Below are 22,961 nucleotides of genomic sequence, written 5' to 3'. Positions count from 1 at the left end.
TCAGCGCCCGGCGGCGACCAGATCGTTGACCACTTTGGGCGTGATGAAGATCAGCAGCTCGCTGCGCTTGTCTATCTTCTGCGAGCTGCGGAACAGCACGCCGAGCAAGGGGATGTCGCCGAGGAAGGGCACCTTGTTGACCACATTGTCCAGCTGTTGCTGGTAGATGCCGCCCAGCACCACCGTGCCACCGTTGTCCACCAGCACCTGGGTTTCGATCTTCTCGGTGGTCAGCGACGGGGTGCCGTTGACGGTCTGCTGGAAGTTGGCCGAATCCTTGTTGACCTTGATGTCCAGCATCACGTGGTTGTCGGGGGTGATCTGCGGCTTGACGTTGAGGCTGAGCACCGCCTTCTTGAACGATACCGAGGTGGCGCCGCTGGAGCTGGCTTCCTGGTAGGGAATTTCCGTGCCCTGCTCGATGGTGGCTTCCTGGCGGTCGGCTGTCATCACCCGCGGGCTGGAGATGATGCGGCCCTTGTCTTCGGCCTGCATCGCCTGCAGTTCCAGACCCAGGATCACCGAGTGGCCGACGTTGTACAGCGCGGTCAGCGTGCCGGAGGGGTTGGCGATCGGCAGGTTGACGCCGGACGGCGTGGTCTGGATCACGTAGGGCTGGCCGGTGTTGAGATTGGTGACGTTGGAGACCGCGGTGCCCAGCGGACTGCCGGAGATGATGCCCTTGGGGTCCATCCGGTCGTAGGTCAATTGGATGCCGAGGTCGCGCTCCCAGTTGTCGGTGGCCTCCACGATGCGGGCTTCGATCAGCACCTGCTTCACCGGGATGTCGGTTTTGGAAATGACGTCGCGGATTTTGTCTATCACCGCGTTGATGTCGTTGACGATCAGGGTGTTGGTCTTGGGGTCGATCAGCACGCTGCCGCGCTCGGACAGCAGGCTTTCCTTCTTGCCGGAGGTGATGTCGCCGTCCAGCACCTTCTTGAAGTCCTCGGCGGAACGGTAGCGCAGCACGAAAGTTTCGGAACGCAGCGGCTCCAGCGTGGCCAACTGCTGGCGGGCTTCCTGCAGTTGCTTGTCGCGCGCCAGCAATTCGTCGCGCGGGGCGATCTGGATGATGTTGCCGTTGCGGCGCTGGTCCAGGCCCTTGGTCTGCAGGATCAGGTCCAGCGCCTGGTCCCAGGGCACGTCCTTCAGCCTGAGGGTGATGTTGCCGGTCACCGAGTCGCTGGTGACGATGTTGAGGCCGGTGAACTCGGCTATCACTTGCAGCACGGTGCGCACTTCTATGTTCTGGAAGTTGAGCGATAGCTTGTCGCCCTTGTACACCGGCTTGCCGTTGTCGCTATTGGCCAGCGTTTCCAGCGCCGGGCGGCGCACTTCCACCACCAGCTTGCCGTCGGTCTGGTATGACGAGTAGTCCCAGTCGCCCTGCGGCATGATCTGGATGCGGATGCCGTTGCCCTGGTTGACGGCGTCCACCTTGGCCACCGGGGTGCCGAAGTCGGTCACATCCAGCCGGCGTATTTGCTGGCGTGGCAGCGCGGCGCCGGCGATGTTGACGATCAGGTTCTTGCCGTCGCGGCGGACGTCCACCGGCGTGTTGGCGCTGGGCAGGCTGAGCTCGATCCGGCCTTCGCCGTTGCCGCCGCGGCGGAAGTCCAGGCTGGCCTGGCCGCCGGACGTCGGGTACCCGTTTTGCTGCGGGGCGTTGGCGGTAATGGTTTGTTCTTGCGGGGTGGCTCCCTGGGCCGGCGTCATCGAGCCGTCCAGCGTCAGCAGCAGCTTGTTGCCGTTGATGACGCTGCGGTAGGAGGCATTGCGGGCAAGGCTCAGCACCAGCCGCGAGCGGCCGGCGGCTTCCACTGCGATGGCCGATTTGAGCAGCGGGCTGTCGATGTTCAGCGCGGGCTTGTCCAGCTTGACGGTGGTGTCGGCGAAATCGAGCGCGATGCGCGGCGGATTGGACATGGCGAAGCTGCCGGGCTTGACCGCCGGGCCGTCGAAGGTGATTTGCACGGTCTGCAGATTGCCGTCAACCTTGCCGGGCTCGATCGCCGTGATGGCCGGGCCGGCGCAGGCAAGGCCGCCAGCCAGGCACAGCATCAGTCCCGTCAGCCATCTGATCGAAAGTTTTTTCATTTGTTCTGCCCTTGTTCGTCAAGATACAGACTGCTGTTGCGCTGCACCCAATCTCCATTCAGATCCTCGACGGTTTCGGAAAGCACGACTTCCGAGTCGCTGATGCTGCTCACCTTGCCGAAGTTGGGGCCGATATAGTTGCCGGCCTCTATCCGGTAGATGGCACCCTCCGGCGTGCGGATCAGCGCGTAGAGCGCGTTGCCCCGCTTCAGCGTGCCCACCATCGCAAGTTTGTCCAGATCATAATTTTCCAGCGCTTCGCGCGGGCGCTTCAGGTCGGGGGCGTTGGCCGAGTTCTGCCGCTTGCCGGCCTGCAGCTTTTGCGGATTGAACGGGTCGCTCAGATCGTATGCCTGGTAGTTGAAGGGTTTGTAAGTTTGCACCTGCGGCAAGGGTTCGATCTGGCCGCGCAAGCCCTGGCTGCTGCTGGCCATCCACTGTTGCAGATCCTCGGTGCCGGGGCCGCCGCATGCGCTCAGCAGCAGGGGCAGCAGGCCGATGAATGTTTTCCTCATCCTGGCGCGCCTCTCACTTCTGCTGCGCGGCGGGCAGGCCGCTGCGTTCGCTGGGCTCCAGCGCGCGGTAGGTGCGCGCCGTCGCGTCCATCGTCAACCGGTTGTCCTTGCCACCGCCCGGATTGAGGGCGATATCGCTGATGGTGACGATGCGCGACAGTTGGGCGACGTCGTTGACGAAGGCGGCGAGGTCGTTGTAGCTGCCCGACAGCCGGATGCTGATCGGCACTTCGGCCATTTCCGCCGAGCGCGACTCGGTGCCGGGCTTGAACAATTCGAACTGTAGGCCGCGCCCCAGGCCGGCCTGGTTGATTTCGGTCAGCAAGGTGTCCATGTCCGATTTGGTGGGCAGCTGTTTGAGCAGCGCGCCGAAGGAGGCGTCGATTTCCTTCAGTTGCTGTTGCAGCGCGTCCAGGTTCACCGCCTGGCGCTTCTTGTCGACGAAGGTTTGCTTGAGCTGGGCTTCCTGCAGGTGAGCCTGGTTTAGCTGGTTCAACTGGTCGCCCAGCACGAAGAAATAGCCCAGGCCGACCACCAGCAGGGCCAGAACGCACAGCATCAGACCCTGCGCCTGCAATGGCCAGTTGGGCATGTCCTTGGGATCCAGGCCGCGCAGTTCGTCCAGCGTCATGGCTTGGCTCCTTGCTGGCCGCCGGCCGGGGATTGGCGCAGGCTGGCGTTGAGGGTGAAGGCGCTGACGCGCTGGTTATTGACGACGGAGGACGAAACTTCAATCAACACCGGCGCTTCGAAGGTTTCCGATTGTCCCAGCATGCGCATATAGCTGGAGACGCGGGCGCCGGACTGGGCGTAGCCGGTCAGTACGATCTGGTTGCCGTTCTGCCGGAAGGTCTTGAGATAGACGCCGTCCGGAGTCTGGCGCACCAGTTGGTCGAACAGGCGCACCGCCTGGTTGCGGCCCTCCTGCAATCTCTCCACCAGTTGCTTGCGCGCCAGCAGGTCGTCGCGTTGTTTCTTCAGCTTGCCGATGTCCTTGATCTGGCCGTCCAGCTTGCCGATCTCGGCCTGCAGGTAGTGGTTGCGCTGTTCCTGGCGCGATAGCTGATGTTCCAGCACCATATAGGCCGTGCCCACCACCAGCAGGGCGAAAGCCGCGGTGGCGCCCAGCAGCAGCTGGAAGCGCAACCGGTGCGCCGCCTTTTTCTGCTCGCGGTGCGGGAGGAGGTTGATCCGTATCATTCAGTCGAACCTCCTGAGCGCCAGGCCGCAGGCGATCAGCAGCGAGGGCGCCTCCATCAGCAGCTCCTTCAGACGGATGGAGCTGGATTGCACCATGGTGGTGAAGGGATTGGCGATCATGGTGCTGATCTGGGTGCGGCCGGCCACCGCGTCGTCCAGGCCCGGCAGCATGCTGCAGCCGCCGGCCAGCAGGATGTAGTCCACTCTCAGGTATTGCGACACGCTGACCGTGGTGTAGAAGAACTGCAGCGCGCGCTGGATTTCCTGAGCCAGCGAGTCGATGAAGGGGTGCATCAGCTCCGACTCGTAGCCGTCCGGCAGCGCCATGCTGCGCTTGCCGCTTTCGGCCTCGTCGAAGCTGATGTTGTAGCGGCGCTGGATGTCGCGCGTCAGCTGATGGCCGCCGAACGCCTGCTCACGGTAGTAGATCTGCTGGCCGTTGCGGATGATATTGCAGTGGATGCGGGTGGCGCCGATGTCGAACATCGCGAAGGTCTGGTTCATGCCCTGGTCGGGCAGCTGGTGCTGGATCTGCTCGAAGGCGGTCATCATCGCGAACGATTCCACGTCCACCACCAGGGCGTGCAGGCCGGCCATCTCCACCACGGCCACGCGCTCCTCGACCTTTTCCTTGCGCGCCGCGCACAGCAGCACCTCCAGGTCGTCCATGCTGGATGGCGAAGGCCCCAGCACCTGGTGGTCCAGATTCACTTCATCCAGCGGAAAAGGGATGATCTGGTTGGCCTCGGACTCTATCATCTGGTCCATGTCTTCGGTCTGGCTGACCGGAACCAGCAGTTTTTTGTAAATGGCCATCGGCGTGGGAATGGCGATGGCGACATTGCGGATCGGGCTGCCCAGCCGCTTCCAGGCGCGGCGCAGCGCTTCGGCGATGCCGTCGATCTCCACCAGATTGCCATCGTTGACCGCCTCCTTGGGCAGCGGTTCTATCACGTAGCGTTCCACCTGGTAGTTCTTGCCGTTGCGCGACAGTTCAACTAACTTGACTGCCGTGCTGCTGATGTCCAAGCCAAGCAGGGGGGTATTCCGGGATTGCCCCAGTCCCAGTTGTTCTAGCCATGGCCGCCCAAGCCTCAGTTTGTCGACTAGCATCTGCGCCTCAATCCGGTCTCATGCAACAGATTTCCAACTGTCGCCGCCATTGTTTGTCTTGTTGGCTTTCACAAGACGTTATAATCCGGTTTCCAGTGAAAGCCCATCGTAAATATGCTCAGACGATTTCTTGCAATAATGGCAGGCGTGTTTCTAGGTGGTGTGGTGTTGCTGGCGGGAGCCGCCGCAATTGCCATCATCATAACTTATCCGCGTCTGCAAAGCCTTGATGTAATCACGGACTACCGTCCCAAGATCCCGCTCCGGGTTTACTCGGCTGATAATCAGCTGCTGGGGGAGTTCGGCGAGGAGCGGCGGTCGTTTTCCCGCATCCACGAGGTGCCCCAGTTGATGAAACAGGCGGTGCTGGCTGCGGAAGACGAGCGTTTCTACCAGCACAGCGGCATTGATTACCTTGGCATCATGCGCGCGGCAGTCGGCAACCTGGTGTCCGGCCATGCCCGCTCTGGCGCCAGCACCATCACCATGCAGGTGGCGAAGAACTTCTTCCTGTCCAGCGAAAAGACCTTCACCCGCAAATTCAACGAGGCGCTGCTGGCGTTCAAGATCGAACACACGCTGAGCAAGGACCAGATCCTGGAGCTGTACTTCAACCAGATCTACCTTGGGCAGCGGGCCTATGGCTTCGCCGCCGCGGCGCAGGCTTACTACGGCAAACCGATCAACGAACTGAGCGTCGCGCAGATGGCGATGCTGGCCGGCCTGCCCAAGGCACCGTCGGCCTACAACCCGATCGTCAATCCCGAGCGCGCCAAGCTGCGCCAGCAGTACGTGCTGCGCCGCATGCGCGAGCTGAATTTCATCACCCAGCCGCAATATGATGAGGCCTTGAGCGAGCCGTTGAAACTGGCCAGCCAGGCGGCCGATACCAGCCAGCCGGGACAGTATGTTGCGGAAATGGTACGCCAGGCGATGTACGAGCGTTACAAGGAGGCTGCTTACACCGAGGGCTTCAAGGTCTACACCACGCTGGACAGCCGCCATCAGAAATGGGCGTACGACGCTTTGCGCGCCGGCCTGGTTGATTACGACCGCAAGATGGGCTACCGCGGCCCGGAAAGCACCATCGATCTGCCCAGCGGCGACGGCGAGGACCTGACCGAGGCGCTGGACGAGGCGATGGGCGATCTGCGCGACAGCGGCGATATGCTGCCGGCCATCGTGCTGTCGGTCAGCCCGTCGGAAATCCAGGCGTATATGCGCGGCGGCAAAGCCATTTCGATCAAGGGCCCCGGCCTGGAATTCGCGCGCCGCGCGCTGAGCAGCAAGGCGTCGGCGCAGCTGCAGATCCGCCGCGGCGCGGTGATCCGCGTGTCGGCCAATGCCAAGGGCTACTGGGAAATCGTGCAGATGCCCGAGGTGGAAGGTGCCTTCGTATCGCTGGATACCCGCACCGGCGCGATCAAGTCGCTGGTGGGCGGTTTCGATTTCAACCGTCGCAGCTTTAACCATGTGACCCAGGCCTGGCGCCAGCCGGGCTCCTCGTTCAAGCCGTTCATCTATTCGTCCGGCATCGAGCGCGGCATCACGCCGTCCACCATGATCAACGACGCGCCTCTGTCGGTGCCGGGTATCAACGGCCAGAACTGGGAGCCGAAGAACGATGACGGCAAATTCTCCGGCCTGATCACCTTGCGGCAGGGCCTGACCCGCTCCAAGAACCTGGTGTCGGTGCGGGTGCTGATGGCGGTGGGCACCGACTACGCGCAGCAGTACATCCAGCGCTTCGGTTTCTCGGCCAAGCAGCACCCAGCCTATCTGCCGATGGCGCTGGGCGCCGGTTCGGTGACGCCGCTGCAGATGGTTGAGGGCTACTCGGTGTTCGCCAACGGCGGCTACCGCACCAAGGCCTACTTCATCGACCGCATCGAAGACCAGTCCGGCCGCGTGCTGGCCAAGACCGTGCCCACCGTGGCCGGGCAGAACGCGCAGCAGGCGATAGATCCGCGCAACGCCTTCATCATGAACTCGATGCTGCGGGATGTGGTGCGCTACGGCACGGGCTCCCGCGCGATGAGCCTGGGCCGCACCGATCTGGCGGGCAAGACCGGCACCACCTCGGATTGGAAGGATGCTTGGTTCGTCGGCTTCAATCCGAACCTGGCTGCCGCGACCTGGGTGGGTTTCGACCAGCCGCGCTCGCTGGGCCGCTACGGTTACGGCGGCACGGCGGCGTTGCCGATCTGGATCAACTACATGGGAAATGCGCTGAAAGGCCAGCCGGAAGTGGAGCAGCCGGTGCCGCAGGGCATCGTGGTGAAGCCGGGCGCGGGCCAGCGCGGCGGCGACGAGTACTACTATGAAGAGTTCCAGAAGACCAATCCGGAACTGCACATCGATAACCAGGGCACCGTGCCGGGCAGCGGCGAGGACGCCAGCGCCCCGGCCGCCGACGACAGCGGCAAGCCTGCGGCCCAGGATGCGGTGGAAAACGTCAAGGACCAGCTGTTCTAGAGCGTGTTGCAGCAATGAAGAACCCCGGCGCATAGCAATCGCGCCGGGGTTTTTTTATGGCTGGTGGGCGTTACTCGATCGGACAGGATTGCCGGCTGGAATCGCGGCTCAGCGCGCATTGGATGTCTGCCGGATGCAGCACGTCGTTTTCTATGCCGCGTCGGATCAGCGACATCAGATAGTGCCGGCCGAAGATGGGCGAGCCTTCCCATTCGCTGCCCTGCTTGCCAAGCATGGTGGGCAGGGTGATCAGGACTTTTTCCCCATCAATGACGTCTACCGCGAATTCATCTTCATGAATGCATTCAGTAAGGTTTGGGCTATGCATGGCGAAGCAACCTCAGGAGTGGCGACAGAGTTTTGGATTTGAAATGTTCTACTGCAATATGGAGGTGATGTCGGGAGCGAAACAATTTACTGTCTTTCTTGATATTATATTATCATTTCCTGGCAGGCAATAAGCAGGGCTGCTAGTCAAGTTTAAAAAATACTAATTAGAAATATATCTATAAAGTTATTTTCAATTAAGATTGCTTTGCTGGTTTTGTTTTTAATTAATACGGGTTGGATAACGGGTCTGGGTTTGCAATGAAAGTTTCGCCGCTTTATATTTGGCGTCCCGATTGCCGTCGCAAGAGCGCGGCGGCAAGTTTTCATGGCGGTTTGATTTCGATTGGCTGGCAATGCGCCGCCATTGATCGAATGGCGCGGTTTCAGTCAACGGTTTGGGATGAGTGAATGGTGAAAGGCGTGGAAAAGGCGCAGCCGGTCAACGATGGCTTGCTGAACGTTATTGCCGGCAATTTGGCCAGCCTGATGCAAAGGCATGGCGTGGACGCCATGCGGCTGAGCGACGAGACGGGTCTGGGCATTGCCACGATCAACAATCTGCGGCGTGGCGTCGGCAACCCCACGCTTTCCACGCTGGGCGAACTCGCCCGCTACTTTCAAGTCAGCATAGGCGAGCTGGCCGAAGCGCGGCTGGACCCGGCCGCTCGGCCGCGGCAAGCGGTCTTTTCCATGCCCTTGGTCGGTATTGGCCATGTCGGCGATTTCATCGACACCGAGGTGGCCGATCAGGGGCATTACTGCGCGGAAGTCGCCGGCTACGCCGACCGGCCGCTGTTCGCGGTGCTGGTCAACAATGACACGTTGTACCCGCATTACGCGCAAGGCACGGTCTTCGTCATGGTGCGGGAAAGCCGGCCGCAGGATGGGGACATCGTGCTGGTGCGGATCGGCGCCAATCCGCCGTGCTTGCGGCGGGTTTATGTCGAGGAGGAGTTCTTGCTGTTTTCATCGATAGCGGCGCTGAACGATGTGGCGCCGTCGCTTTATAAAAACTATCAGGTGCTGGCCGTGGTATTGAAGGCCATCAAGACATTGTCGGGGGACGCGCGGTGAACGAGTTTCGCTTGTATGGATTGATAGTTGGCTTGACTGTCACCATCATGATCATTTGCGATTCGCTGGTGTACAAGACGGTGGATATCTACAGTCTGAAAATCACCGCCAGCGGCATCGTGTTTTCGCTGTGCTATCTATTGTCCACCATTTCCACCGAGGTGTACGGCTACAAGCTGGGCGGCCGCACGGTATGGATCATCGTGATCTGCCAGACCCTGTTCGTGCTGATTCTCAACGGCTTCGCGCTGGTCCAGCCGGACAACAATGCCATCTCCAAGCAGTACTATCAGCTGTTCCACGAATTCTGGCGGGTGATGGTGGGGACCTGGATTTCGGTGCCGGCCTCCTACTTCTGCAACGGTTTCATCGTTTCGCGGCTGAAAATATTCTTCGCCGGCCGTTTCTTCTTCGTGCGCTATCTGCTCGCCTCGATGCTGGCGCAGGCGGTGCTGTTGCTCACCGCCTATCCGATCAGCCTGTCCTCCAAGTACAGCGGGCATGAGCTGGTCAACATCATTGCCACCACCTGGTCGTACAAGGTGGTGATGTCGGTGCTGCTGCTGCCGCTGGGCTACTACCTGGTTTCGGTGATCAAGAAGATAGAGCGCACCGACTATTTCGACTGGGAAGTCTCCTACAACCCGCTGACGGTATTCCGCGATAACAATGGCGATATCGAGCGCAACCGGTTTGAAAGCGCCAAGGCATGAACATCCTGCAATTGACCGATCTCCACCTGTTTGCCGCCCCGGGCGGCCGGCTGCTGGGTCATGACACCCACGCGGCCTTGCAAAAGGTGCTGGCTGCGGTGCGGGCGTTGGAGCCGGATGCGGTGGATGCGGTATTCCTCACCGGCGACGTGTCGCAGGACGAATCCGAAGAATCGTACCGGCTGGCGGCCGAGGCGCTGGCCGGCCTGCAACGTCCCGTCTATTGGATGGCCGGCAATCACGATTGCCGGCCGACGATGGCCAGGGCGTTTGCCGATTATCCTTTCTTGCAGCCGCTGGAGGTGTTGGCGTTGGCCGGCTGGACCTTCATCGGCGTGGACAGCTGCGTGGCGGGGCGGGACGAGGGGCGGATCAGCGCCGACAGTCTGGCCCGCTTGAGCGAGCGGCTGGCGGCGGTGGAGCAGGGCCGCGCCGCGGTGGTGCTGCATCACCATCCGCTGGCGGTGGGCACCCCGCTGCTGGACGATTGCATGCTGCGGCAGAGCTCGCAGTTCTGGCAGGCGGCGCAGGCGGAGCGCCTGGAACTGGTGATTTGCGGCCATGTGCACGGCGACCATAGCATGCCTTACCGCGGCCGCATGCTGGAGGTTGGTCCAGCCACCTGTTTCCAGTGGCAAAAGGGCGCCAGCGACATCGATATCGATGACAAGCAGGGTTACCGGCTGTTCAGCTTCTCCCCGGATGGCTACCGGGTGGCCACCTCATTTGCGTGAGCGCAGCGGCACCACATTGGCGGCGGCTTCGCCGGCTTCGGTCCGGCCCTGCTCGGCCAGCGCGCGCAGCTGGCCAGATACCTTGCGGCCTTTGTTGAACCCGGTTTCGTAGGCGATCTTGCAGATCTCGTGCGGCGGCAGGCGCTGAAACAGATCCAGATTGCCGCAGATGCTTTCCCCGGAATACACCTCTTCGCGGCCATGGCTGGCAATCCGGTACTGATTGCCGCGCAGGGTTTCCGTCACCTGGCATTCGCCGGCGCTTTCTTTCAGATTGTTCTCGTACAGTGCGATGCCGATCAGATCCTTGGGATTGATCGCGGCCAGAATCTGGACATTGCCGATGATGTCCCTGTGGCGAAGTTTGATGATGTCATGCGTGCCGTATTGCTTGAAAACGTAGACGGTGGCGTTGCTCTCCCGGCTGGGCAGGATTTCGCACAGCGAGAGCTGGTATGGCGGGTTGAACACACCCACAATCCAGTGCTTGAGGTTGCGCAGGCTTTGAAGCGGCATCGGGTTCTCGTGAACTGCAGCGAAGGCCTTGCCGGCATGGCTTTGCGGCAGAGCTTCAGGTTTTGGTTTTGGGGGTAAGGGCGTGGGGCCGGACTCATCGAACTTTCGGGCTCGGCCAGGATGGCATGACGTCGGGTCCGAGCCTCAAGCCGGGCATGGCGCAGTATAACCAGGGAAAACGTAAATGTCATATCAATTTTATTATTAATATCAGTATGATTCTTATGAGAATTATTTTGGGGTGTGAGTGAGATGCGCAAGGTGGAGGCATGGCAGAGTGCCTGACCTTTATCATTAATTTTCATGCCAAGTTCTGCGTAGGAGGCTGCGGCGCTTTACAATAGGCCGCTAGCCTTAACAGGAATACCTGATGCCTTATATCAAGCTTCTGGTGGTGGCGATCTTTATCCTCTCCACCATCTATGTCCATTTTCGCGGCCGGGTGCGGCTGGGCTTCTGGCGCCAGTTGAGCGACCATTCCACCTTCATGGCCCCGATCAACTGCTTCATGTACCTGTTTTCCAAGGTGCCGGCCAAGCCCTACCTGCCGCTGGAGCGCTTCCCGGAGCTGCAGACCCTTACCGCCGACTGGCGGAAGATCCGCGAGGAGGCCGTGGCCCTCTACGAGATGGGCAGCATCAAGGCGTCCAGCCAGTACGACGACCTGGGCTTCAACTCCTTCTTCAAGACCGGCTGGAAGCGCTTCTACCTGAAGTGGTACGGCCAGGACCACCCGTCGGCGCAGGCTTTGTGCCCATATACCACCCAGTTGCTGCGGCAGTACCCCAATATCAAGGCGGCGATGTTCGCCGCGCTGCCGCCGGGTAGCCGGCTGGTGCGCCATCGCGACCCGTTCGCCGGCTCGGTGCGCTACCACCTGGGTCTGATCACGCCCAACGACGACGACTGCTACATCGACGTGGACGGCGAAAAGTACAGCTGGCGTGACGGCGAGGCGGTGATCTTCGACGAAACCTATCTGCACTACGCGGAAAACACTACCGACCATAACCGCATCATCCTGTTCTGCGACGTGGAGCGGCCGATGTGGTTCTGGCCGGCTTTGTGGGTCAACCGCCTGGTCAGCCGCATCCTGGTGGGCGCGGCCAATTCGCCCAATCAGGAGGGCGACCGCGTCGGCGGTCTCAACCGCGCCTTCCGCTATGTGCAGCAGGTGCGTCTGTTCGGCAAGAAGATCAAGGCGCAGAGCCGCTTCACTTACTATCTGCTCAAGTGGCTGATCTTGGGCGGCCCCATCGTGCTGTGGCTGTTCTGGGGCAGTTGGGGCTGAAATCGACCGGGTGCGAACAAAAAAACCGCGTGGCTGTGCCGCGCGGTTTTTTGTTGCCAGAGCCCGGTGGCTAAGCCATGTCGGCGCTCAAGCTCCGCAGCAGCGGGATGAAGGCACGCATCGCCGCGCTTTGGTAAGCGCCCTGGCGGCTGAGCAGGGCGGCGCCGCGTTCCGGCAACGGAAACTGCAGCGCCGCGGCGCGCAGCTGCGGGTGTTGTCGCGCGATGGCTTGCGGCAGAATGGTGGCCATCCGGCCTTGGCGGACGATTTCCAGAATGGCGCTGATGGTGTTGGCCTCGACGGCGATGCGCGGCGCGATGTTCTGTTGGCGCAGATACTGGTTGATATGGCCGCGGGTGGCGAAATCCTCGCTCAGCAGCGCCAATGGCGTTTGCTCCAGCTGTTGCGGACCTATCGGGGGCCTGCCGCCGTTCCAGGGATGGTTGTGGCCGACCACCACCGCCAGTTTCTCGGCGAACAGCAGCTGTTGTTCGATCTCGGCCCCGCGCGCGCCGTGGAAGGCGATGCCCAGGTCTATCCCATCCGCCGCCAGTGCCGCCTCGATGGCGTCCTGCGTCATTTCGCGTATCTCCAGGTCCACGCCGGGATGGCTGGCGGCAAAGCGCTCCGCCAGCGGACCCAGGAGATAGCTGGTGAAGGTGGGCGTCATCGCCAGCCTCAGCTTGCCGCGCGACAGGTCGCCCACGTCGCGGGTGGCCCGCTGTCCGGCCGCCAGCTCACGTAGCGCCCGCTGCGCATATTCCAGATAGGCCGCGCCGGCGTCGGTGGGCCGTACCGTCCGCCCACTGCGGTCCAGCAACTGCGCGCCCACGGTTTCCTCCAGTTGCCTGATCTGTTGCGACAGCGTGGGCTGCGAGACATGCAGCGCCTCGGCGGCGCGGGTGAAGTTACCGTGCTCCACCACGGCCTGCAGGTAGCGGATGTGTCTGAGTATCATGCTGCTTGTTATTGGTAAAAATTATGGTTTTGATTATATATCGGTCTTGGACGCTATAGTCCAATCGGTTCATCCTTGCGCCATTACTTCATCAGCCAGGGAGAACCCCATGCAAGCAGTCATAGACGGATTCCTCAAGTTCCAGCAGGAAGCCTTTCCCAAACGCTCCGAGTTGTTCCGCAAACTGGCCACCAGCCAGACCCCGGGCGTGCTGTTCGTCACCTGCTCCGACAGCCGGGTGGTGCCGGAACTGCTGACCCAGCAGGAGCCGGGCGACCTGTTCGTGATCCGCAACGCCGGCAACATCGTTCCCGGTTACGGCCCGGAGCCGGGCGGCGTGTCCGCCACTGTGGAGTATGCGGTGGCTGCGTTGGGCGTCAGCGACATCGTCATCTGCGGCCACTCCGACTGCGGCGCGATGACCGCCATTGCCAGTTGCAAGTGCCTGGACCATTTGCCAGCGGTGGCGGGTTGGCTGCGCCACGCCGATTCGGCCAAGGTGGTGAACGCCGCCCGCAGCCATGCGTCGCCCAAGGACAAACTGGACGGCATGGTCAGGGAAAACGTCGTCGCCCAATTGGCCAATATCAAGACCCATCCGTCGGTCGCGCTGGCAATGGAGCAGGGCAGGCTCACGCTGCACGGCTGGGTGTACGACATCGAAACCGGCTCCATCGAAGCCCTGGACGGCGACAGCAAGCGCTTCGTCTCCCTGGCACGATTCCCGCAAACCAGCGCCACCCCACGCAATTGAAATCAGACCAATCGAAAGGACATGCCATGCAACAATCCCACTCCACCCAGGACGCCCGCATCGAACTGACCAGCCGCGTCATCGCCGCCAAGGCCTTGAAAGACCTGAGCTGGGAGCAACTGGCGGAAGGCTCAGGCCTCAGCCTGGCCTACGTCACCGCCGCGCTGCTGGGCCAGCACGCTCTGCCCAAGGCCGCCGCCGATCTGGTGTGCGACAAGCTGGGTCTGGGCGCGGCCGACTCCGCCAATTTGCAGGCCATTCCGCTGCGCGGCAGCATTCCGGGAGGCATTCCCACCGACCCCACCATCTACCGCTTCTACGAAATGATCCAGATCTACGGCACCACGCTGAAGGCCTTGGTACATGAGAAGTTGGGCGATGGTATCATCAGCGCCATCAATTTCCGGCTGGACATCCAGAAGGTGGCCGATCCCGACGACGGCGAACGCGCGGTGATCACGCTGGACGGCAAGTTCCTGCCCAATAAGCCGTATTGATCCCGGTCCTGTGGCGGCCGCGTCTCCGACGCGGCCGTTTTTGTTTCCCCGCTTTTCCCTAGGATGGTCATGGATACCCCTTCCCCTGGCTTGAGCCGCGGTATGGCGCTGCTGTTCGCCGTTTCCTGCGGTGCCGTCATCGGCAACATCTATTACTCGCAGCCGCTGCTGGCCGTTATCGCCCACGGTTTCGGCCAGTCGGCCGCCAGCCTGGGCTTTGTCGTCACCCTGACCCAATTGGGTTATGCCTGCGGCCTGCTGCTCTTGGTTCCGCTGGGCGACGTATTGGATCGTCGCCGCCTGATCGTGATTCTTTTGGGTTGCAGCGCGCTGGCGCTGCTGGCGGTGGCCTTGAGTCCTGGCCTGGTCTGGTTCGCCGCCGCCTGCGTGGCGCTGGGACTGTGCACCTGCGCGGCCCAGCTGCTGGTGCCGTTCGCCGCTTCGCTGGCGGCGGAACGCGAACGCGGCCGAGTGGTGGGCACTGTGATGAGCGGCCTGCTGCTCGGTATTCTGCTGGCGCGCACCTTCTCCGGACTGGTCGCCCAATTGGGCGGCTGGCGGTTGGTGTACTGGTTGGCCGCCGCGGTGGTGGTGTTGTTCACCGCCATCCTGGCATCGGCGCTGCCTGGCGACAGCCGCAAGCCGCCGTTGCGCTACCGCGCGCTGTTGGCATCGCTGCTGACGTTGGCGCGGGCCCATCCGGCGCTGCGGCTGCGTGCGTTATATGGCGCGCTGGCCTTCGCTTGCTTCAGCCTGTTTTGGACCGGGCTGACCTTTCTGCTCAGCCAGCCGCCGTACGCTTACAGCGAGGCGCAGATCGGCGCCTTCGGCCTGGTAGGCGCGGCTGGCACACTGGCGGCCAGCGGCGCCGGCCGCCTGGCGGATCGCGGCCACGGCCGGCTCGTTACGCGCGCATGCTGCCTGGGAATTTTGTTGTCGTTCGGCTTGTTGTGGCTGGGCGGCCAGTGGTTGGCGGCGCTGCTGGCCGGAGTGCTGTTGCTGGACGTGTGCGTGCAGGCGCTGCACATTTCCAATCAGAGCGTGATCTACGCATTGGCGCCGGAGGCCCGCAGCCGCATCACCACGGTCTATCTGGTCGGCTATTTCCTGGGCGGCGCGTTGGGATCCGGCGCGGCCAGTCTGGCCTATGCCGGCGCCGGCTGGCTGGGGGTGTGTCTGGCGGGCGCGGTGTTTGCCGGTGCGCTGCTGGCGCTGTGTCTGGCGGCCCGTCTGCGCGAGGAGAGCCAAACGGCGCCCTGCTGGAATTGACAGCAAGGCGCCATCATGCGGGGAGGCTATGCGTACTACGCCAAGCTGCCATCCGCCGGCTGGGTGGCCAGTAGATCCTGCCAGCGCTCTGCAAGGTGGTTGAACACGCAGCGGATGCGCGCGCTTTGCTTCAGCTCGCGGTGGCATACCAGCCATACCGGCAGCACGGTCCGGGTCAGCAAGGGCAGGATGGAGCGCATCGACGGATAACGGCGGGCGACGACATCGGGTGCAAACGCCACGCCGGCGGCCCCAAGAGCCAGTTGCCAGCCGACGATCTGGTTGTCGCAACGCAAGGAGAAGAAGTCGCGCCCGGTGGTGATGCCGAAGTCCCGCAGCCGTCTGAGCATGAAGTCGGAACGGTCCAAGCCTATCCAGTCGTAGTCTTCCAGCTGTTCGCCCTGGAAGTCCGTTCCCTGGCGCGCCAGATAGTCCTGATGCGCCCAAGCCTGCACTTGCAGCTCTCCCAGCTCGCGGGCGAACAACGCGCCCTGCGCCGGTCGGGTATGGCGGATGGCGATATCCGCTTCGCGCTCCAGCAGATTGTCGACATCGTTGCTCGCCACGATATCGATTTCAATCTGCGGATGCTCGATGCGCAAATCGCGCAGCATCTCCGGCAGCAGAAAGGCGGTAGCCATCTCGCTGGCGGTGATGCGGACGCTGCCCTGCAGCAACTGTTGTTCCTGATCCGCCGCAATGGCCACCTCGGATGCCGCCGTGCGCATCGCCCGGGCGGGGGCGACCAGCGCTTCGCCCGCCTGCGTCAGTCGCAAGCCGCGGGAGCCGCGTTCGAATAGGCTCACCCCCATGGCGGCTTCCAGCGCGGCAACCTGCCGGCTCAAGGTGGGCTGGCTCAACTGCATGGTGGCGGCCGCCGCGCTCATCGAGCCGGCTTCCGCCACTGTCAGGAAAGATTGCACCAGATTCCAGTCCATCCGATAACCATTCAGATATGAATAAGCGGTATCCAATTATGCACCTTCCTTGTCTTTAGGCGACAGCTAGAGAATAAGGCTTCCATTCCAACAGGAGCCCGCCAGATGAATGCACTCGCAGCCGCACGCTTGCTCGGCGCCTTTGGCCGCTTTGGCATGCCGGAGTGCCTGTCATGCGCAGCCTGAACAACGGCTTGTACCGCCATGCCTCCATACCCGCTGCGCTGGTTTTGTTGTTGATGACCGCAGCTTTCATGTACCTGTTCAATTTCTCCTCCGGCGCGCTGTCGATCAGCGCGTTGGCGCGGCAATACGGCGAACCCATCCTGGACCCGCAGTCCTGGTGTTCCACCGATGCCGTGCGGCATCTGCTGGATGCCTATGGCCCGGATGGCCGCCTGCGCTAGCTGTTTTTCTTCGCTTCGACAGCCTGTTCCTGCTGCGCTGCGGCAGCGGATTCGCCATGCTGTTGAGCCTGCTGCGCCGCCATCTGCCGCGACCCGGCTTGTACAACCTGCTGCTGTTGGCGGTGGCTTGCGCCGACGTGCTGGAAAACCTGTGCAGTTGGGGCGGCCTGCACGCTTATCCGGCGTGTTATCCGCCGCTTGCCAGGCTGGGCTACGCAATCACCGCGAGCAAACATCTGCTGACGGCTGCCACGCTGCTGTGTCTGGCATTTTCCTGCCGGAGCGCGCGCATCGCCGGCTGACACGCCGGCGGCGGGATGCGCGTTTCCTTATGGAGCGGGCCTCCGTTGCTGCTGTGCATGCGGGCGCTCTCCGGGCCGAGGACAATATGGCTATTTGTGCCTCCGGTGATGATGTTCCTCCTGCTCGTGGCGGAACAGCTTGTCGGCGATGGCCTTCTGCTCATCCGATAGCACGCCATAAAGCGCATGGAAGGAGGCGGCCAGTTTTTTCATATTGTCGGCATGCAACTGGGCCAAGTCGGCGTAGGACTTCATCGCCTCGTCGGCATTCAATGTGGGCAGCTTCTGACCGCGGTCGCGGAAGGCCTGGTCGGTGCTGTCGGCGTTGTCGCGCATGGTCTTGGCGTAGGCATCCCATTGTGTGGATTGCTTGTCGGTGATCTTGAGCTTGGCGTGAAGCTCCCTGATCCGTTTTTCCAGATAGTCCGCGCGCTTTTGCGCTTTTTGTTCGCTTACCCGCGTGCCGGCATGATTCGGGCTTGCGGTCTGAGCAGTCGCGGATATGGAGAGCGAGGCCAGCAGCAACAGCGCGGGCGCCGTGGCCTTCAATACGAATGTGTTCATTTCGCGGTTTTCCCTAAGAGGGTGACGGTTGCGGTCCTGGCCGGATGGCCTGGTTGTTATCGATATCGATACACCGGCGGATAGCGACTGGGATAGGGGGCGGGATAATAGTAGTAAGCGGCTCCAGGCGGAGGGGGGGGAGGTTCCGAGTACACCACGACCGGCGGTGGCGGCTCGGAGCCGACAATCGTCGCGCCCACCACCGCGCCCAGCAGCGCCCCGACAACCAAGCCATCCCCGCTATGGCCGTGACCATAGTGGTAGTTTCGATGGTAAGCCGGCGTCCTATGGTTTTCGCCGTGGTGGTAAGTCGGCGCCGCAAGCGCCGCCAAGGGGGTGGTGATGGCGACAGCCGCCGCGGGCAGCCAGCGAAGCAGAGGCCAATGCGAATTCATCAACATGAATCAAGCCCTTTTCTGTGTCGGCGCCAGCCAATCAAGCGGCCCGGCGCTAATTTTTCCGGCAGTGCGGCAGGCGCCTGGAGACACCGGCGCTACAAGCGGCCCAGCAAGATCAGCACGATCAATATCAGCAGGATCAGCCCGACTCCGCCGCTGGGGCCGTATCCCCAATCCCTACTGTGCGGCCAGCGTGGAAACAGGCCGATCAGCAGAATGATCATGACGACCAGCAATATCGTTCCCAGCGACATTTCATTCTCCTGACAATGAGCCGGCGGGCCGCTTGAGCCGCGAGGCAGGGCGCCGCTTTGCCACAGTTCCAGCATTAGTTCCAGCATTGCCGGCCCTCGCTGGCAATACTACGCAGCTGGATAAGGGCGTCTGTACGGAGCCGTACATAGGAAAAACTGTGGCGGGAATGGCGTTTGAACGGGGGAAGGCGACTACTGACCGGCCTTCTCCGCGGGCGTGTCGTTTTCCGGCTATGCGCCGGAGAATGGCGCCGCGCACACCTGCCGCACGCAGTCGCGCAGCCAGCGGTGCGCCAGGTCGGCGTCCAGGCGCGGGTGCCACAGCATGGAGAGGGTGATTTCCGGCGCCGCCAGCGGCAGGGAGAAGCTGTGCATGCCGGCGCGCAGCGTGCCGGTGTCGCGCTCCGGCACGCTGGCGATCAGGTCCGACGTCCTAGCCAGCGCCAGCGCGCTGGAGAAGCCGCCCACTATGGTGGAGATCCGCCGCTCCAGCCCCAGCGCCGCCAGCGCGTCGTCAATCGGCCCCTTGTCCAGGCCGCGCCGCGACACCAGGATATGTTTGCCGGCCGCATAGCGGGCGGGCGTGATCTGGCCCCGGCTCAGCGGATGGCCGCTGCGTACCACGCCGATGAAGCGGTCGCGGAACAAGGCCCGAGCGCGCACTTCGGGGCTGGTGGCTTTGCCCACCACGCCAATCTCCAGATCCACGCTGCCGTCGCGCAGCGGCCCGCTGTCTTTGTCCGGTTTGGGCGCGAAACGCAGCCGCACGCCGGGCGCCTCTGCGCCGATGCGGGCCAGCAGGTCCGGCCCGAAGTTCTCCACAAAACCCTCGTTGGCTCGCAGCGTGAAGGTTCTGGCCAACTGGCTGAGGTCCAGTGCCCGCGCCGGGCGCAGCACCGCCTCCGCATCCTGCACCAGGCGGCTGACCTGTTCGCGCAGCTCCAGCGCGCGGGGCGTGGGTACCAGGCCGCGGCCGGCCCGCGCCAGCAACGGGTCGCCGGTGGTTTCGCGCAGGCGCGCCAAGGCCCGGCTCATGGCCGACGGGCTAAGCCGCAGCCGTTGCGCCGCGCGCGCCACATTGCCTTCCGCCAGTAGCGCGTCCAGGGTAATCAGCAGGTTCAGATCGGGCTTGGACATGGATGGACCTTAGCACATATGGCGTCATACGCATCAATCAAGTGCAAATCCTGTGTCTTTCGCCATATCAGGCAAAGGGCTACCTTCTAGGCAAGTCGGCGTTGCGGCAACTGCCAGATCAGAAGGAGCCGATGTTGAAGCCGAATACCCAAGAATCCAGCACGGTCTTGCCGCCTGCCGCCCGTTGGGCGCTGGCCAGCCTGTCGCTGTCCACGCTGATGCCCTCGCTGGATACCAGCATCGCCAATGCTGGCTTGCCGGCGCTGGCCCAGGCATTGAACGCCTCATTCCAGCAAGCGCAGTGGATTGTGTTGGCTTATCTGCTGGCTATCACCACGCTTATCGTCAGTGTCGGCCGGCTGGGAGACTTGCTGGGCCGCCGCCGTTTGCTCTTGGCCGGCATCGTCCTATTCAGCGCGGCATCGCTGCTGTGCGGCATGGCGCCCACGCTGGGGCTGCTGATTGCGGCCCGCGCGGCGCAGGGCCTGGGCGCGGCCATCATGCTGGCGCTCACGGTGGCGATGCTAGGGGAGGCGGTGCCGAGGGGCAAGGCCGGCAGCGCGATGGGTCTGCTGGGCACCATGTCCGCCATCGGCACCACGCTTGGCCCGTCGCTAGGCGGTTTATTGATCGACGGCCTGGGCTGGCGCGCCATCTTCCTGGTCAATGTGCCGCTGGGCATGATCAATTTCGCGCTGGCGCGCCGCTATCTGCCGGCGGACTGTCAGGCGGATAAGGCGGAGAGGGTGGGTTTCGACCATCTTGGCACGTTATGGCTGGCGCTGACGCTAGCGGCGTACGCGCTGGCCATGACCATGGGGCGCGGCTATTTCGGCGCGCTCAATATCGGGTTGCTGCTGGCCGCCGTTGGCGGAGCCATTCTATTTATATGGGTAGAGTCCAGAGCGGCATCGCCGCTGGTCAGGCTGGCCATGTTCCGTGTGCCGGCCTTGAGCGCCAGCCTGACGATGAGCGCGCTGGTGTCCACAGTGATCATGTCCACTCTGGTGGTGGGGCCGTTCTATCTCTCCCGCGCTTTGGAACTGGGCACGGCGTGGGTGGGGCTGGTGTTGTCGGCCGGCCCGCTAGTGTCCGCGTGCAGCGGCGTGCCGGCGGGCCGACTGGTGGACCGTTTCGGCACGCAGCGCATGAGTCTCGCCGGCTTGGCAGGCATGGCGGGCGGAACCCTGCTCTTGTCGATGCTGCCGACCAGCCTGGGCGTCGCCGGCTATATCGGCCCGATCATGATCACCACCGCCAGCTACGCCTTGTTCCAGGCGGCCAACAACACCGCCATCATGGCGAGCGCCGGCGCAGGACCGCGCGGGGTGGTGTCCGGCATGCTCAGCCTGTCGCGCAATTTGGGTTTGATCACAGGGGCGGCGGCGATGGGCGCGGTGTTTGCGGCGGCATCGGCAAGCGATGGAGGTGGAATGGCGAGCGCGCAGGCGGTGGCCAGCGGCATGCGGACAACCTTCGCGGTGGCCGCGGGGTTGATCGCGGCGGCTCTGGTCATCGCCACGGCCAGCCAGGCATTGGCGCGCAGGAGGTTGGCGGCGCGCGGCGGTTAGGGCGCGGCCGCATCTGGCAGGCAATGGCATCTCGCGCAATGGGGCTGGGCATTCAAGAGACAGCGCGGTTCGGGGTAGGATATACAATCAGTCTCTATATCCTCCGCGAAGGGTTGCCATGAACCGTCATCGTTTCGCCTTGCCCGGCAGCTTCCGCTTGCGGCTGGCCGCCTTGTTCGGCGGGCTGTTCCTCGCCTCGGCGCTGTTGGCCGGGCTATGCCTGGACCAGGTATTGTCCGACCGCGTGCTAAAGGACCAGGGCGAGGCGATGGACAGTCTGACCGGAAGCATCGCCCAGGCCATCGAAAGCAATCTGCGCGAGCGGCGCCGCGAGGTGATCCTGCTGGCGCAGTCGCCGGCCTATGTGCATGCGCCGCTGGACGGCGACGAGTTGCGTCAGAGTCTGGAACGCACCAAGCAAGCCTATCGCTATTATGCCTGGATAGGCGTTGCCGACACCAACGGCAAGGTGTTGTCCTCCACCGGCGGCATGCTGCTGGGCCAAAGCGTGGCCCAGCGGCCGTGGTTTATTCGGGGCCAGCATGCGCCTTTCGTCGGCGACATCCATCAGGCGGTGTTGCTGGCCAAATTGCTCCCTTCCGCCAAACCCCAGGGCGAGCCGCTCCGCTTTGTCGATTTCGCCTCGCCGCTCTACGACTCGTCGGGCAAGCTGCGCGGCGTGCTGGCCACCCACGCGCTATGGGACTGGGTGGAGGAGATCATACATTCGCGCCTGCCGGCCAAGGGCGGCCTGGAGGCGTTCATCGTCGACCGGGAGAGCAATATTCTGTCGCCGTTCGAGGCGGTGGGGCGGGTGCGGGCGCCGGCACCGCTGCCGGCGGGACAAACATTTCGGCTGGGCGCTTGGCCCGGTGGCGGCGACTACCTGTACAGCGAAGCCTGGGCGCAGCACGCCGGGGTGGGGTGGCGCATAATCGTCCGCCAGCCGCGGCAGCAGGCGCTGGCGGCACTGAACCAGCTGCGCGGCGCGCTGCTGCTGCTGGGCCTGGCGGCCAGCTTCTTGCTGATGGCCGCGGTATACCGGCTGGCGACCTCGTTCAGCCGGCCGTTGGAGGAATTGGCCGACATCGCCGAGCGCATTGGCCGTGGAGAGGAGGGAGCCGTTTGGGAAATCCGTGGCGGCGCGCAGGAGTTGCGCCAGTTGTCGGAATCGATGCGGAACATGACATCCGCGCTGTTGGCGCGCAAGCAGCAATTGGCAGACATCAACGCCAGCCTGGAGGGGGTGGTGGCGGAGCGCACCAACGAATTGCGAGAAGCCAATCGCTTGCTGGTTGCCAAGGCCACCCAGTTGGCGAAGCTGGCGCGCAACGACGCGCTGACCGGATTGAACAACCGCATGGCCGCCAACGAGCAGCTGCAGGATGAACACCAGCGCTATGGCCGCAGCGGCGAGCCCTATGCGGTGCTGTTGCTGGACATCGACCATTTCAAGCGCGTCAATGACTGCTGCGGCCACGACGCCGGTGACCGCGTGCTGGCGCATATTGCAGCGATCATCCGGCATGCCGCCCGCGGCACCGATTTCGTCGCACGCTATGGCGGAGAGGAATTTCTGCTGCTGCTGCCGGCAACGGATGCCGGCGGCGCGGCGGTGCTGGCCGAGAAGATCCGCGCCGCGGTCGAGCAATCGCAAACCCCGGATGTCGGCCGGATCACCGCCAGCATCGGCCTGGCGGTGGCAGGTCGCGCCGACGCGCAACCCGAGGACGTGGTGAAGCGCGCCGACCAGGCGTTGTACCAGGCCAAGGCTGGCGGCCGCAACCGGGTGGAAGCCAGCGCCGGCTGAGCGGACGGTAGCGCATCGATCCGGCTATCTTTCATCAAGAC

General features: G+C 63.1%; 24 protein-coding genes. 12 read left to right on the top strand and 12 right to left on the bottom strand.

What is annotated here, in order from left to right:
• From BI344_RS01235 to BI344_RS01215, 5 genes are read right to left on the bottom strand one after another with little or no spacing between them, the layout of a single operon-like run.
• Entirely contained in the window at positions 1-2,100 is a 2,100-nt protein-coding gene (locus BI344_RS01235; protein WP_071111150.1) for a type IV pilus secretin PilQ, read from the bottom strand.
• Complete coding sequence (locus tag BI344_RS01230) at positions 2,097-2,615, bottom strand: pilus assembly protein PilP (protein ID WP_071111149.1); 519 nt, start codon at positions 2,613-2,615, stop codon at positions 2,097-2,099. Before BI344_RS01230 ends, BI344_RS01235 begins: the two co-directional genes overlap by 4 nt.
• A 13-nt stretch (positions 2,616-2,628) precedes the next feature.
• Positions 2,629-3,246 (bottom strand): type IV pilus inner membrane component PilO, encoded by a 618-nt coding sequence (locus BI344_RS01225; RefSeq protein WP_071111148.1) that lies wholly within the window; start codon positions 3,244-3,246, stop codon positions 2,629-2,631.
• Entirely contained in the window at positions 3,243-3,815 is a 573-nt protein-coding gene (locus BI344_RS01220) for a PilN domain-containing protein (protein ID WP_071111147.1), read from the bottom strand. Before BI344_RS01220 ends, BI344_RS01225 begins: the two co-directional genes overlap by 4 nt.
• The gene (locus BI344_RS01215) at positions 3,816-4,928 is read right to left on the bottom strand and encodes a pilus assembly protein PilM (protein ID WP_071111146.1); all 1,113 of its coding nucleotides are present in this window, start codon (positions 4,926-4,928) and stop codon (positions 3,816-3,818) included. It abuts the gene before it with no gap.
• A gap of 114 nt (positions 4,929-5,042) precedes the next feature.
• Here BI344_RS01215 and BI344_RS01210 point away from each other — a divergent pair, with 114 nt between their 5' ends.
• Positions 5,043-7,403, top strand: a complete 2,361-nt coding sequence (locus tag BI344_RS01210; RefSeq protein ID WP_071111145.1) for a penicillin-binding protein 1A — start codon at positions 5,043-5,045, stop codon at positions 7,401-7,403.
• A gap of 70 nt (positions 7,404-7,473) precedes the next feature.
• On the opposite strand, the gene BI344_RS01205 is transcribed toward BI344_RS01210, so the two are convergent.
• Entirely contained in the window at positions 7,474-7,731 is a 258-nt protein-coding gene (locus tag BI344_RS01205) for a hypothetical protein (protein WP_071111144.1), read from the bottom strand.
• Between the two features lie 410 nt (positions 7,732-8,141).
• On the opposite strand from BI344_RS01205, the gene BI344_RS01200 reads away from it, so the two are divergent.
• From BI344_RS01200 to BI344_RS01190, 3 genes are read left to right on the top strand one after another with little or no spacing between them, the layout of a single operon-like run.
• Positions 8,142-8,807: a helix-turn-helix domain-containing protein gene (locus BI344_RS01200; RefSeq protein WP_071111143.1), complete on the top strand. Its 666-nt coding sequence runs from the start codon at positions 8,142-8,144 to the stop codon at positions 8,805-8,807.
• Positions 8,808-8,854: 47 nt separating this feature from the next.
• The gene (locus BI344_RS01195; protein ID WP_083338937.1) at positions 8,855-9,520 is read left to right on the top strand and encodes a VUT family protein; all 666 of its coding nucleotides are present in this window, start codon (positions 8,855-8,857) and stop codon (positions 9,518-9,520) included.
• Positions 9,517-10,254 (top strand): metallophosphoesterase, encoded by a 738-nt coding sequence (locus BI344_RS01190; RefSeq protein WP_071111141.1) that lies wholly within the window; start codon positions 9,517-9,519, stop codon positions 10,252-10,254. The genes BI344_RS01195 and BI344_RS01190 overlap by 4 nt, the downstream gene beginning before the upstream one ends.
• Here BI344_RS01190 and BI344_RS01185 read toward each other — a convergent pair.
• Complete coding sequence (locus BI344_RS01185) at positions 10,243-10,770, bottom strand: hypothetical protein (RefSeq protein ID WP_071111140.1); 528 nt, start codon at positions 10,768-10,770, stop codon at positions 10,243-10,245. The genes BI344_RS01190 and BI344_RS01185 overlap by 12 nt on opposite strands.
• A 370-nt stretch (positions 10,771-11,140) precedes the next feature.
• Here BI344_RS01185 and lpxO point away from each other — a divergent pair, with 370 nt between their 5' ends.
• Entirely contained in the window at positions 11,141-12,061 is a 921-nt protein-coding gene (gene lpxO, locus BI344_RS01180) for a lipid A hydroxylase LpxO (RefSeq protein ID WP_204377996.1), read from the top strand.
• Between the two features lie 70 nt (positions 12,062-12,131).
• On the opposite strand, the gene cynR is transcribed toward lpxO, so the two are convergent.
• Positions 12,132-13,019: a transcriptional regulator CynR gene (cynR, locus tag BI344_RS01175; protein ID WP_071111139.1), complete on the bottom strand. Its 888-nt coding sequence runs from the start codon at positions 13,017-13,019 to the stop codon at positions 12,132-12,134.
• Positions 13,020-13,128: 109 nt separating this feature from the next.
• Between cynR and BI344_RS01170 the strand changes: the two genes are divergently transcribed.
• From BI344_RS01170 to BI344_RS01160, 3 genes are all read left to right on the top strand, one after another.
• The gene (locus tag BI344_RS01170; RefSeq protein WP_071111138.1) at positions 13,129-13,773 is read left to right on the top strand and encodes a carbonic anhydrase; all 645 of its coding nucleotides are present in this window, start codon (positions 13,129-13,131) and stop codon (positions 13,771-13,773) included.
• Between the two features lie 26 nt (positions 13,774-13,799).
• On the top strand, positions 13,800-14,270 hold the full coding sequence (cynS, locus tag BI344_RS01165) for a cyanase (RefSeq protein WP_071111137.1): 471 nt from the start codon (positions 13,800-13,802) through the stop codon (positions 14,268-14,270).
• 69 nt (positions 14,271-14,339) lie between these two features.
• Entirely contained in the window at positions 14,340-15,539 is a 1,200-nt protein-coding gene (locus tag BI344_RS01160) for an MFS transporter (protein ID WP_206600310.1), read from the top strand.
• Between the two features lie 35 nt (positions 15,540-15,574).
• Here the strand turns inward: BI344_RS01160 and BI344_RS01155 are convergent, their stop codons facing one another.
• On the bottom strand, positions 15,575-16,477 hold the full coding sequence (locus tag BI344_RS01155) for a LysR family transcriptional regulator (protein ID WP_071111135.1): 903 nt from the start codon (positions 16,475-16,477) through the stop codon (positions 15,575-15,577).
• Between the two features lie 173 nt (positions 16,478-16,650).
• Here BI344_RS01155 and BI344_RS01150 point away from each other — a divergent pair, with 173 nt between their 5' ends.
• Positions 16,651-16,884 (top strand): hypothetical protein, encoded by a 234-nt coding sequence (locus tag BI344_RS01150; protein ID WP_071111134.1) that lies wholly within the window; start codon positions 16,651-16,653, stop codon positions 16,882-16,884.
• 56 nt (positions 16,885-16,940) lie between these two features.
• Positions 16,941-17,186 carry a hypothetical protein gene (locus tag BI344_RS01145; RefSeq protein WP_071111133.1) on the top strand — a complete coding sequence of 82 codons (246 nt, stop codon included), beginning with the start codon at positions 16,941-16,943 and terminating at the stop codon, positions 17,184-17,186.
• A gap of 90 nt (positions 17,187-17,276) precedes the next feature.
• On the opposite strand, the gene BI344_RS01140 is transcribed toward BI344_RS01145, so the two are convergent.
• The 3 genes from BI344_RS01140 to BI344_RS01130 all read right to left on the bottom strand — a co-directional run bounded on the left by BI344_RS01140 (position 17,277) and on the right by BI344_RS01130 (position 19,539).
• Entirely contained in the window at positions 17,277-17,711 is a 435-nt protein-coding gene (locus BI344_RS01140) for a Spy/CpxP family protein refolding chaperone (protein ID WP_206600309.1), read from the bottom strand.
• Between the two features lie 532 nt (positions 17,712-18,243).
• Positions 18,244-18,477, bottom strand: coding sequence for a DUF3309 domain-containing protein (locus BI344_RS01135; protein WP_241499226.1), 234 nt, complete (start codon positions 18,475-18,477; stop codon positions 18,244-18,246).
• A gap of 156 nt (positions 18,478-18,633) precedes the next feature.
• Positions 18,634-19,539 (bottom strand): LysR family transcriptional regulator, encoded by a 906-nt coding sequence (locus BI344_RS01130; RefSeq protein ID WP_071111130.1) that lies wholly within the window; start codon positions 19,537-19,539, stop codon positions 18,634-18,636.
• Positions 19,540-19,673: 134 nt separating this feature from the next.
• Here BI344_RS01130 and BI344_RS01125 point away from each other — a divergent pair, with 134 nt between their 5' ends.
• Complete coding sequence (locus BI344_RS01125; RefSeq protein WP_241499225.1) at positions 19,674-21,110, top strand: MFS transporter; 1,437 nt, start codon at positions 19,674-19,676, stop codon at positions 21,108-21,110.
• A 118-nt stretch (positions 21,111-21,228) separates the two neighbouring features.
• Positions 21,229-22,920, top strand: coding sequence for a sensor domain-containing diguanylate cyclase (locus BI344_RS01120; RefSeq protein WP_071111129.1), 1,692 nt, complete (start codon positions 21,229-21,231; stop codon positions 22,918-22,920).
• The last annotated feature ends 41 nt before the right edge of the window (positions 22,921-22,961 follow it).

Origin of the sequence: Chromobacterium sphagni (assembly GCF_001855555.1) — a bacterium.
GTDB lineage: Bacteria > Pseudomonadota > Gammaproteobacteria > Burkholderiales > Chromobacteriaceae > Chromobacterium > Chromobacterium sphagni.
The sequence above is the reverse complement of the archived record's forward strand: the minus strand, read 5'-3'. Positions and strand labels throughout refer to the sequence as shown.

Bases quoted from the DNA above. Each gene is read 5' to 3' on its own strand.
- BI344_RS01200 (WP_071111143.1), top strand. From the start codon at position 8,142: ATGGTGAAAGGCGTGGAAAAGGCGCAGCCGGTCAACGATGGCTTGCTG.
- BI344_RS01185 (WP_071111140.1), bottom strand. From the start codon at position 10,770: ATGCCGCTTCAAAGCCTGCGCAACCTCAAGCACTGGATTGTGGGTGTG.
- BI344_RS01230 (WP_071111149.1), bottom strand. From the start codon at position 2,615: ATGAGGAAAACATTCATCGGCCTGCTGCCCCTGCTGCTGAGCGCATGC.
- BI344_RS01150 (WP_071111134.1), top strand. From the start codon at position 16,651: ATGCGCAGCCTGAACAACGGCTTGTACCGCCATGCCTCCATACCCGCT.
- BI344_RS01195 (WP_083338937.1), top strand. From the start codon at position 8,855: ATGATCATTTGCGATTCGCTGGTGTACAAGACGGTGGATATCTACAGT.
- BI344_RS01135 (WP_241499226.1), bottom strand. From the start codon at position 18,477: ATGCTGGAACTGTGGCAAAGCGGCGCCCTGCCTCGCGGCTCAAGCGGC.
- BI344_RS01205 (WP_071111144.1), bottom strand. From the start codon at position 7,731: ATGCATAGCCCAAACCTTACTGAATGCATTCATGAAGATGAATTCGCG.
- BI344_RS01215 (WP_071111146.1), bottom strand. From the start codon at position 4,928: ATGCTAGTCGACAAACTGAGGCTTGGGCGGCCATGGCTAGAACAACTG.
- BI344_RS01130 (WP_071111130.1), bottom strand. From the start codon at position 19,539: ATGTCCAAGCCCGATCTGAACCTGCTGATTACCCTGGACGCGCTACTG.
- BI344_RS01225 (WP_071111148.1), bottom strand. From the start codon at position 3,246: ATGACGCTGGACGAACTGCGCGGCCTGGATCCCAAGGACATGCCCAAC.
- cynR (WP_071111139.1), bottom strand. From the start codon at position 13,019: ATGATACTCAGACACATCCGCTACCTGCAGGCCGTGGTGGAGCACGGT.
- BI344_RS01155 (WP_071111135.1), bottom strand. From the start codon at position 16,477: ATGGACTGGAATCTGGTGCAATCTTTCCTGACAGTGGCGGAAGCCGGC.
- lpxO (WP_204377996.1), top strand. From the start codon at position 11,141: ATGCCTTATATCAAGCTTCTGGTGGTGGCGATCTTTATCCTCTCCACC.
- BI344_RS01190 (WP_071111141.1), top strand. From the start codon at position 9,517: ATGAACATCCTGCAATTGACCGATCTCCACCTGTTTGCCGCCCCGGGC.
- BI344_RS01235 (WP_071111150.1), bottom strand. From the start codon at position 2,100: ATGAAAAAACTTTCGATCAGATGGCTGACGGGACTGATGCTGTGCCTG.
- BI344_RS01160 (WP_206600310.1), top strand. From the start codon at position 14,340: ATGGATACCCCTTCCCCTGGCTTGAGCCGCGGTATGGCGCTGCTGTTC.
- cynS (WP_071111137.1), top strand. From the start codon at position 13,800: ATGCAACAATCCCACTCCACCCAGGACGCCCGCATCGAACTGACCAGC.
- BI344_RS01145 (WP_071111133.1), top strand. From the start codon at position 16,941: ATGCTGTTGAGCCTGCTGCGCCGCCATCTGCCGCGACCCGGCTTGTAC.
- BI344_RS01120 (WP_071111129.1), top strand. From the start codon at position 21,229: ATGAACCGTCATCGTTTCGCCTTGCCCGGCAGCTTCCGCTTGCGGCTG.
- BI344_RS01170 (WP_071111138.1), top strand. From the start codon at position 13,129: ATGCAAGCAGTCATAGACGGATTCCTCAAGTTCCAGCAGGAAGCCTTT.
- BI344_RS01220 (WP_071111147.1), bottom strand. From the start codon at position 3,815: ATGATACGGATCAACCTCCTCCCGCACCGCGAGCAGAAAAAGGCGGCG.
- BI344_RS01210 (WP_071111145.1), top strand. From the start codon at position 5,043: ATGCTCAGACGATTTCTTGCAATAATGGCAGGCGTGTTTCTAGGTGGT.